This is a genomic window from Halapricum sp. CBA1109 (genome assembly GCF_009741825.1).
Classification (GTDB): Archaea; Halobacteriota; Halobacteria; order Halobacteriales; family Haloarculaceae; genus Halapricum.
In genome coordinates this window covers 1-8,568 of record NZ_WPCA01000121.1, presented here as the reverse complement: position 1 = coordinate 8,568, position 8,568 = coordinate 1, and the positions used below count along the sequence as shown (strand labels likewise).

The following is an 8,568-nucleotide window of genomic DNA, read 5'->3' as shown; positions in this document are numbered from 1 at the left end:
CGGCCCGGGTCGACGCCGTACCGCGTCCTGACCGGCGGCGGCTTCGACCGACCGCTGGCCGACGCCCGCGACCGGGCCGCCGCCGTCGACGGCCCCGAGACGACGGTGACCGACTGGCGGTCGCTGAAGCGAAACAGCCGCCTCGACTACGTGTTCCTCACGCCGGACCTGCCCGTCGACCGCTACCGCGTCAGCGACCGGACTGTCGACGGCCGGTACCCCTCCGACCACCTCCCGGTGTCCGTCGACATCGGGCTGTCGGAGTGAGTCAGAGAGCTACCGGCTCCCGCCGTAGAAATTTGTTATTTGTTTATCGTCGTTCACGACACAGTTTGTTTCCGGGCTCCCGCGTCCTATCACGAGACGATAATTTATGTGTCGATAACGTGAACGAACAGGTAATGAGTCGATATCCACGGGCAGTCCGAGACAGCCGGATCAAATGCATCGACTGCAACGCGCCCGCAGTGGAGACGACCGACCGGCAGTACGTCTGCGTCGAGTGCGGGACGCCGGCGGTCGCCCCGAACTGACGATGACGACCGACTGGAGTCACCGATGACCGATACACCACCGCGCGTCGTGATGCTCGGATGGGGGTTCCCCCCGAAGATCAGCGGCGGCCTCGACACCGCCGTCGGCGAACTGATGGGGGAGTTCGACGGCCACGACGGCGTCGACGTCGAACTCGTGTTGCCCGCCGAATTCGCGCCGACCGACCGGGAGAACATCTATCCCGTCGACACGGGGGACGGCGGCGTCTACGAGCGGTCGATGGAGATGGTCGAGACGTTCGTCGACCGGGCGGCCGACGCCGACGTGGTCCACACCCACGACTGGTTCGGGTACGGGCCGGGTCAGGAGGCGGCGGCGACACACGACGTGCCGTGGCTCTGTACGTTCCACTCGCTGACACAGGACCGCAACCGCGAGCCGCCCGAACGGGAAGTGACGACCGAGCAGCGAATCGTCGAGGAGGCCGACCACCTCGTCGCCGTCAGCGAGTTCACCCGCGAGCGGATCCGGGAGTTCTACGGCGGCGAGTCGGCCGTCGTCTACAACGGGTTCCCGAGCGTCGACCCGACCGGCCGTGACCTGAAGGCCGAACTCGGTATCGACGGCGAGATGCTGTTTTTCGTCGGGCGCCACACCGACCAGAAGGGCATCTCCCACCTCCTGTACGCGATGGACCGACTCCCGCGGGACGACGTGACGCTCGTCGTCGGCGGGTCGGGCCACCTCACGGACCAACTGAAGCGGTTCGTCTCGCTGCTCGGCGTCGGGAACCGCGTCGAGTTCGTCGGCTACGTCCCCGATGCGGAACTGGCCGACTACTACGCCAGCGCCGACCTGTTCGTCTCGCCGTCGCTGGCCGAACCGTTCGGCATCACCGTCGTCGAAGCACTGTCGGTCGGCACCCACGTCGTCACGACCGACTGCGGCGCCGCCGAGATACTCCCCGAGAACTGTCTCGTCAAGATAGATCCGACCTCGAAGTCGGTCGCGTCGGGCATCGTCCGCGGCCTCGAACGCACCGCCCCGCCCGAGTACGACGAACGGTCCTGGGAGACGGTCGCCGAGGAGTACGTCGACCGTTACCGCGACATCGCTACTCGCCGATGACCCGAACGTCGGTGACCGGGTCCGGGTGGACGATGCGGAACCCGCCGCTGGTAGCCGACCGCCCCGTCGCGGCGTCCGCCGCGGGTGCCGGCTGGTAGGAACTCGGCGGGCCTGTGTTGTCCTCGTCCGACGGCTGGTAGGAACTCGGCGGGCCCGTGCTGTCGTCCTCGTCCGCCGGTTGGTAGGAACTCGGCGGGCCACCCCTGTCGCCGGAACGGGCGTGTGGCAGGTATATCTCCTCGTCGTCGTCGGACTGGACGACGACGGCGACCGACCGCCGGCCCTCGAAGTCCAGAATCGTCCGTCCCTCGACCGTCCGCATCTCGAACGTGAGTCCGTCGCTCATACGTCCGCTTGTACCCCCGCCAAGAAAGAACCTCGGGCCGGTAGCGACGGCGCTACGGTTCGACCAGCACCTTGATCGCGTCGCGTTCGTCCATCGCCCGGTAGCCCTCCGCCACGTCGTCCAACTCGACCGTCTTCGTGAAGATGGGAGAGGGGTCTAACGTTCCGCCGAGGACGTCTTCCATCAACTCGTCCATATACGCCCGGACCGGCGCGACGCCGCCCCGCAGCGACGTTGTCGCCGAACATATCGAAGATGGGGACGCCCGCGTCGTCGACGCCGTGGGGGACGCCGACGTAGCCGACGGTCCCGCCGGGCCGGGCCGCGCCGACGGCCTGTTCCATCGCCGAGGCCGCACCGACACACTCCATCACGTGTTCGGCGCCGCCGTAGGTCAACTCCCGGACGTGGTCGGCCACGTCCTCGTACTCGCGGCCGTTGACCGTCTCGGTCGCGCCGAAGTCGGCGGCCATCGAGAGGCGGTCGTCGTGGTGGCCGACGGCGACGATACGGGAGGCCCCGAGGCGACGGGCGGCGAGAACGCCACAGAGGCCGACCGCGCCGTCGCCGACGACGACCACCGTGTCCCCGGCCCCGACGCCGGCGCTGACCGCGGCGTGGTGGCCCGTCCCCATCACGTCCGTCAGGGGTAACAGCGACCGCAGGGTGTCCTCGCGTCGGCGTAGCGGTCGGCACGCGGGCCAGCGTCCCGTCGGCGTGGCGCGCCCGGACGTATTCGCCCTGACCGCCGCCGTTGTCCCCGCCCCACGAGTCGCCGTTCACACAGGAGGTGTGGAGCCCGCGGCGGCAGAACTCACACTCACCACAGGAGATGAGGAAGGGCGCGAGCACGCGGTCGCCGGGCCGGACCCGGGTCACGTCCTCGCCGACTTCCTCGACGATGCCCATCGGTTCGTGGCCGACCCGCGAGGGTACGTCGCGGTCGCTGTCCCCGCGATAGAACCACAGGTCCGAGCCACAGACCGCGGTGTGAGTGACGCGGACGATGGCGTCCGTCGGTTCCTCGACTGTCGGCTTCGGGACGTCCTCGACCCGGATGTCGCCGGGGCCGTGGAATCGTGCGGCGCGCATACCCCGCGGTACACCCGGGACGGACTTAAGCGGGGCGTCGGCGCGGGTTTTTCATCGTGGGGCCCCCACCTCCGAGCGATGCCAGCACAGCGCGGACGCGAGGAGTCGGTCGCCCGCGAGGGCCCGGAGACGACGCCGGCGATAGTGGTCGAGGGCCTCTCGAAGACGTTCGGGAAGGGGGAGTCGGCCGTCGTCGCCGTCGACGACGTGAGTTTCACCGTCGACCGGGGCTCGGTCGTCGGCTTGCTCGGCCCCAACGGCGCGGGCAAGACGACTATCATCAAGTCCATCCTCGGGATGGTCCTGCCCGACGCGGGGACCGTCCGCATCGACGGTATCGACGTCCACGCCGACCCGCGGGCGGCCTACCGCCACGTCGACGCGATGCTGGAGGGCGCGCGCAACGACTACTGGCGGCTGACCGTCCGGGAGAACCTCCGGTACTTCGCGACCATCAGCGGCGTCAAACCCGACGCTGTCGCCGATCGCCACGAGCGACTCTTGGCGCAACTGGACTTAGCCGAGGAAGCCGACACGCCCGTCCGGGAACTCTCCAGAGGGATGAAACAGAAGGTGTCGCTGGCGAGCGTGCTGGCGACGGACGCCGACGTGGTCTTTCTGGACGAACCGACGCTTGGACTGGACGTCGAGAGCTCACGGACGCTGCGGCGGGAACTGCGCCGTATCGTCGCCGAGCGGAACCTCACCGTCGTCGTCTCCAGCCACGATATGGACGTCATCGAGGACGTCTGTGACCGCGTCATAATCGTCGGCGAGGGCCGCATCGTCGCCGACGACACCGTGGCGAACCTGCTCGCGGGTTTCGACACACAGGGTTATCGAGTCGTGAGCCGCGACATCGACGAGCGGACCGTCGGGGCCGTCGAGCGGGCGTTCGACCGCGTCACCGTCGAGCGAGACGGCGACCGGACGGAACTGTCCGTCGAGACGGACTCGTCGGGGTTCTACCGCCTCGCGGGGATACTGGAGCGCGGGGGCGTGACTTTAGATTCCGTCGATACTATCGAACCGGACTTAGAGGAGGTGTTCCTCAGGGTGACCGGGAGCGTGGACGATGCGTGACGGGACGGCGGACGGCGGCGGTGCGCCCGCGCCCGACCCGGACCGACAGGCCGGCTATCTGGACCTCCTGCGGGCCGTCGGCTACCGGGAGTACCTGCTGTTCGTTCGGTACCCGGCCGACGCCGTCGGCGGCATCGTCGTCTCGCTCATCTTCTTCGGTCTACTGTTTTTCGGCGGCCGGGCCATCGCCGGGCAGGCTCTGACCGACGAGATAGAGGGCATCGTCGTCGGCTACTTCCTGTGGACGCTGTCGGTCGGTGCGTACAGTTCCATCTCCAACGACATCGGGAGCGAGGTCCAGTGGGGGACCCTCGAACGGCACTTCATGACGCCCTTCGGCTTCGCTCCCGTCGCCTTCGCCAAGGGCGTCGCCAAGGTGGTCCGGACGTTCCTCATCTCGGTGGTCATCCTCGCCGTGATGCTCGTCGTGACGGGGACGACCCTGCAACTGGACCTGCTGACCATCACCGTCGTCGCGGTGCTGGCCGTCTGCTCGGTGCTGGGGCTGGGCTTCGCGGCCGGCGGCGTCGCGGTGCTGTACAAGCGTATCGGTAGCTGGCTGAACCTGTTGCAGTTCGGGTTCGTCGTCCTCATCTCCGCGCCGGCGTTCGACCTCGGCTGGACGCGCCTCCTGCCGCTGGTACAGGGAAGCGCGCTCCTCCAGCGGGCGATGATAGACGGCCTCGTCCTGTGGGAGATGCCGCTGCTCGATCTGAGCGTCCTGCTGGGAACGGCCGTCGGCTACGTCCTCGCGGGCTACGCTGTCTTCGCTATCACGACGAAGCGGGCGCGACGGCTCGGCGTACTCGGGGACTACTAAAAGAAGGCGTTCAGTCGGCCGAGACGGGCGTCGTCTCCGTGCTGTCGTCCGTCGGTCGGACGGCGGCGACGCGGTAGACGGCCCACAGCAGCAACACGAGGACGCCCGCGAGGACGAACCCGGTTCTGATGTTCGCGCTGATGAGCGGCGTTGCGATGACCTCGCCGGCGTCGTTGGTCACCGGTGCCGGCGAGTGTGGACTCCCCGCCAGCGTCTCCACGACGCCGAGGACGACGATGCCGACGAGCATCGCCGCGCTACTCACTGCCAGTGCCGCTTTGTCGATGATGGTGTAGTTGTTCATATGTTTGCCTCCGTTAGCCGAGCAGGTACTTCAGCCGCGGGTGTCGTTCGACGACCGAGAGCTGTTCGATGACGGCGTCGAGCCCGTAGTACCGGCCCGTCGCCAGCACGGCCATCGTGATGAACAGCAACAGACCCATCAGGTCGCTGTTCACCACGCCGTTGGTGAAGCCGGCGTTCCCGACCCAGAACAGGGCCATGAAGAACACGCCGAACACCGACGCCAGACGGACGAGGACACCGGCCATCAGCCCGAGGCCGATGAGCGTCTCGCCCAGCGGGACGCCGGGTTCGATGAGCCACGCGAGGTTGTTCCCCATCCAGACCGGCAGCGGGCCGAGGACGGTGCCGTCCATCCCCTGTAGGTACATCGGACCGTAGCTGTAGGACAGGCCCGACTCCAGTAGCTTCGTGACCCCGGCGTGGAAGAACCACCAACCGGTGATCACTCGCAGCATCGCGAGCCAATAGGCGGGCAGTACCCCTGAGACATCGTAGCTGAACGCACTCGACACGTCGAGTCCGTTCGAAATCCGGTCGGTGGTGTTCGTTGCCATAGGTTTGCGGCCTCATTTCTACCTTCAATGTGAAGGGGTATATATCCGATACGGGGTTCCTATTTACCGAGAAACCCCGACAGCGGCCCTGGAAGCGGTAGGTCGTCGACGGGCGTCCGGCGGGAAACGTTCCCCACCGGCGGCGTCCGAACGACCACGGAGACCGTCCATTTCGACCCGAGACGGTCGATATCCGGATCCGGGCGCAGACCCCCCGGCGGCCGGTCGAGCGCCCGCCGCCGCCGAAGGCGTTTTTTAAACAACTGCATATTCCACACGAGAGCCGATGGCGGATGGCTGCGTACGCACGAGTATGAGTGAGACCACCGACGACGGTGACGAACGGGCCGACGACGTCGACAGCCGCTTGCGCCGCCGACTGCTGGCGTCCACCGCGAGCGCGGGCGCGCTGGCCGCCGCTGGCTGTCTGGGGCTGGGCGGCGGCGGCAGCGAGACGGGCCCGCGCGACGGCGACCCGACGCCGTACGAGCCACCGACGGAGACGCCCGGTTCCGGGAACGGCGGCGGTAGCTCGGAGTTCGACATCGAGTTCCTCAAACAGGAGTCGACTATCGCCGTCGGCGACGACGAACCGCTGTTGGACGCTGGCCTCGACGAGGGCTGGGACATCCCCTACCAGTGTGAGGTCGGCGTCTGTGGCCAGTGTACCGCGAAGGTCGACGGCGACGGTTCCGAACTCGTCGAACACGACGGCAACCAGTACCTCGACGACGACCAGATAGCTGAAGGGTACGTCCTGACCTGCGTCGGGACGCCGGAGTCCGAGTTCGCCATCGAGACGGGGATGCAGGAGGAGGCCGACGCGTTCACCGAGGGTGGCTCCGAGGACGGCGGGTCGGAGGACGACGGCTCCGACAGCGGGTCCGAAGACGGTGGGTCCGAGGGCGACGTGCAGACGTACGACATCGAGTACGTCGAGCAGGGCGGCACCATCGGCGTCGGCGAGGACGAGGCGCTCCTGTACGCCGGCCTCGACGAGGGCTGGGACATGCCCTACCAGTGTGAACACGGTGTCTGTGGCCAGTGTACCTCGAAGGTCGACGGCGACGGCTCCGAACTCGTCGAACACGACGGCAACCAGTACCTGAGCGACGAACAGATATCGGAGGGGTACGTCCTGACCTGCGTCGGTTCCCCGCGCGGGGAGTTCTCGCTGACGACCGGCGTGCAGGACGAAGCCGACGAGGTCTGAGGACGGAGCGGCCCCGCCGCCGACGCTGTCCGGACGGTGGGGTATAAAAATAGCTGTAAAATGAATACATATCCCTAACGAGGAGTCGCGCGTCTACACTAGTATGAAGCGACCCGTAGAACCGGTCGAGCCGAGTAGCGAGGCCGCGTGGTATCACTCGCCGACGAGTGCCCGAACGGAGGTGGGCGAGCGATGGTGAACCCACTGCTCCCCAGCGAGTTCTGGGGCGTCTCTATCGGCATCTACCTGTTCCTCGGCGGCCTCGCCGGAGGGTCGTACGTCACCGGTGCGGTGGCCGACTACCTGAGCCTCCGCGACCCGTCGCGGCGGGAGGGGTACCTCGCGACCGCACGCTGGGGGATGGTCATCGGCGTCGTCGCCATCGCCGTCGGTGGGCCCATCCTGCTCGCCCACCTCGGCGAGCCGATGCACGTCGTGATGTTCTGGCTGTTCACGAACTTCGCCTCGTGGATGACCGTGGGCGTGTGGGTCATCGTGCTGTTCACGCTGTTGGCCGCGATACAGGCGCTGTGGCTGGGCTTCGGCGAGGACGGTGGCTTCGGGCTCAGTCTGGGGCCGATAGACCGGATCGCCGACCTGACGCGGCCGTCCGACACCGTGCGACGAGCGATAAACGCCGTCGGGGCGGTCGTCGGCCTCGTGTTGATCGTCTACACCGCGCTGTTGCTCAGCGCCGCCTCCGAAATCGTCCCGATGTGGGACGCGACGTGGCTCCCGCCGCTGTTCCTTGCCAGCGGCCTCTCGATGGGCATCGCGGCGACGGTCGGGATGACCACCGTCACCCGCGGCGTCACGGACACCGGCGTCACGATGTTCAGCGTCGCCGACGACGTGATCATCCTCGTCGAGATGGTCGTCCTCTACGCGCTGTTGTCGACGCTGGTCAACGGCGGCCCGACGGCCGTCGAGACCCAGACCTACCTGCTGACCGAGGGCTGGCTGATCTTCTGGGGCGGGGTCGTCGCCGTCGGCCTGTTGCTCCCGCTTGCGCTGTCGGGCGGACTACTGGCCGCCGAGTGGCGCTACGACCTCCACGCCAGCGAGCGACTGCGGAAGCTGACCACCGCCGGGTACACGATGAAGTTCTCCTTCGTCATCGTCGGCGGCCTGATGCTGCGTCTCGTGATCATCCTTGCCGCGCTGAACATCCCGCTGTTCGGAGTGTGAATCCCAATGAGTGACGATACCAACTACGACGACATCGAGGACAGGGCCGAAGACCGACTCTCATACACCGGGGCCGACACCGACCTCGGCAAGCGGATGGCGCGGGACGCCCGCCGGGTCGCCGGCGACGAGATGTCCCGCGAGGAGTTCGAACGCAAGTACGCCGACGAGGTCGAAGACGAGTTCGGCGTCGACCTGACCGACAATCCGCGGGCCGACGAGGAGCCCCAACCGGGCGTTCCGCCGACGTCGAGCGGTACTTCCCGCCGCGGGATGCTCAAGGCGGCCGGAGCGGTGGCCATCGGGACGGCCGTCGCCGGCGCCGGCGGGAGCTTCGCCGGCC

General features: G+C 67.5%; 10 protein-coding genes and 2 pseudogenes. 8 read left to right on the top strand and 4 right to left on the bottom strand.

The features are described 5' to 3' along the window. The 3 genes and pseudogenes from GJ629_RS16340 to GJ629_RS12360 form a co-directional block, all read left to right on the top strand. Nucleotides 1–267 (top strand): annotated as a pseudogene (locus tag GJ629_RS16340) (endonuclease); the annotation flags it as partial. Nucleotides 268–401: 134 nt separating this feature from the next. Then, nucleotides 402–533 (top strand): hypothetical protein, encoded by a 132-nt coding sequence (locus tag GJ629_RS17620; protein ID WP_255475232.1) that lies wholly within the window; start codon nucleotides 402–404, stop codon nucleotides 531–533. Between the two features lie 25 nt (nucleotides 534–558). Further along, nucleotides 559–1,623: a glycosyltransferase family 4 protein gene (locus GJ629_RS12360; protein ID WP_231754613.1), complete on the top strand. Its 1,065-nt coding sequence runs from the start codon at nucleotides 559–561 to the stop codon at nucleotides 1,621–1,623. Here GJ629_RS12360 and GJ629_RS12355 read toward each other — a convergent pair. Together GJ629_RS12355 and GJ629_RS12350 are read right to left on the bottom strand one after the other, a co-directional pair. Further along, nucleotides 1,610–1,969: a hypothetical protein gene (locus GJ629_RS12355; protein WP_157513331.1), complete on the bottom strand. Its 360-nt coding sequence runs from the start codon at nucleotides 1,967–1,969 to the stop codon at nucleotides 1,610–1,612. The two genes, GJ629_RS12360 and GJ629_RS12355, sit on opposite strands and share 14 nt — an antisense overlap. Before the next feature lie 52 nt (nucleotides 1,970–2,021). Further along, nucleotides 2,022–3,061: pseudogene (locus GJ629_RS12350) on the bottom strand (zinc-binding dehydrogenase). 78 nt (nucleotides 3,062–3,139) lie between these two features. On the opposite strand from GJ629_RS12350, the gene GJ629_RS12345 reads away from it, so the two are divergent. Together GJ629_RS12345 and GJ629_RS12340 are read left to right on the top strand one after the other, a co-directional pair. Then, the gene (locus GJ629_RS12345) at nucleotides 3,140–4,144 is read left to right on the top strand and encodes an ABC transporter ATP-binding protein (protein WP_157513330.1); all 1,005 of its coding nucleotides are present in this window, start codon (nucleotides 3,140–3,142) and stop codon (nucleotides 4,142–4,144) included. Then, nucleotides 4,137–4,964 (top strand): ABC transporter permease, encoded by an 828-nt coding sequence (locus tag GJ629_RS12340; protein ID WP_157513329.1) that lies wholly within the window; start codon nucleotides 4,137–4,139, stop codon nucleotides 4,962–4,964. Before GJ629_RS12345 ends, GJ629_RS12340 begins: the two co-directional genes overlap by 8 nt. Nucleotides 4,965–4,974: 10 nt before the next feature. Here GJ629_RS12340 and GJ629_RS12335 read toward each other — a convergent pair whose 3' ends face one another. Together GJ629_RS12335 and GJ629_RS12330 are read right to left on the bottom strand one after the other, a co-directional pair. Beyond that, entirely contained in the window at nucleotides 4,975–5,268 is a 294-nt protein-coding gene (locus GJ629_RS12335) for a hypothetical protein (protein WP_197428592.1), read from the bottom strand. Nucleotides 5,269–5,281: 13 nt separating this feature from the next. After that, a complete protein-coding gene (locus GJ629_RS12330; RefSeq protein WP_157513328.1) occupies nucleotides 5,282–5,824 on the bottom strand; it encodes a DoxX family protein in 543 nt (180 codons plus the stop codon). 313 nt (nucleotides 5,825–6,137) lie between these two features. On the opposite strand from GJ629_RS12330, the gene GJ629_RS12325 reads away from it, so the two are divergent. The 3 genes from GJ629_RS12325 to GJ629_RS12315 form a co-directional block, all read left to right on the top strand. Next, nucleotides 6,138–7,037 (top strand): 2Fe-2S iron-sulfur cluster-binding protein, encoded by a 900-nt coding sequence (locus GJ629_RS12325; protein ID WP_197428591.1) that lies wholly within the window; start codon nucleotides 6,138–6,140, stop codon nucleotides 7,035–7,037. A 192-nt stretch (nucleotides 7,038–7,229) separates the two neighbouring features. After that, nucleotides 7,230–8,225 (top strand): NrfD/PsrC family molybdoenzyme membrane anchor subunit, encoded by a 996-nt coding sequence (nrfD, locus tag GJ629_RS12320; RefSeq protein WP_157513326.1) that lies wholly within the window; start codon nucleotides 7,230–7,232, stop codon nucleotides 8,223–8,225. A 6-nt stretch (nucleotides 8,226–8,231) separates the two neighbouring features. After that, nucleotides 8,232–8,568: 4Fe-4S ferredoxin N-terminal domain-containing protein (locus GJ629_RS12315; protein WP_197428589.1), on the top strand; the 337-nt coding region annotated here is incomplete at its 3' end.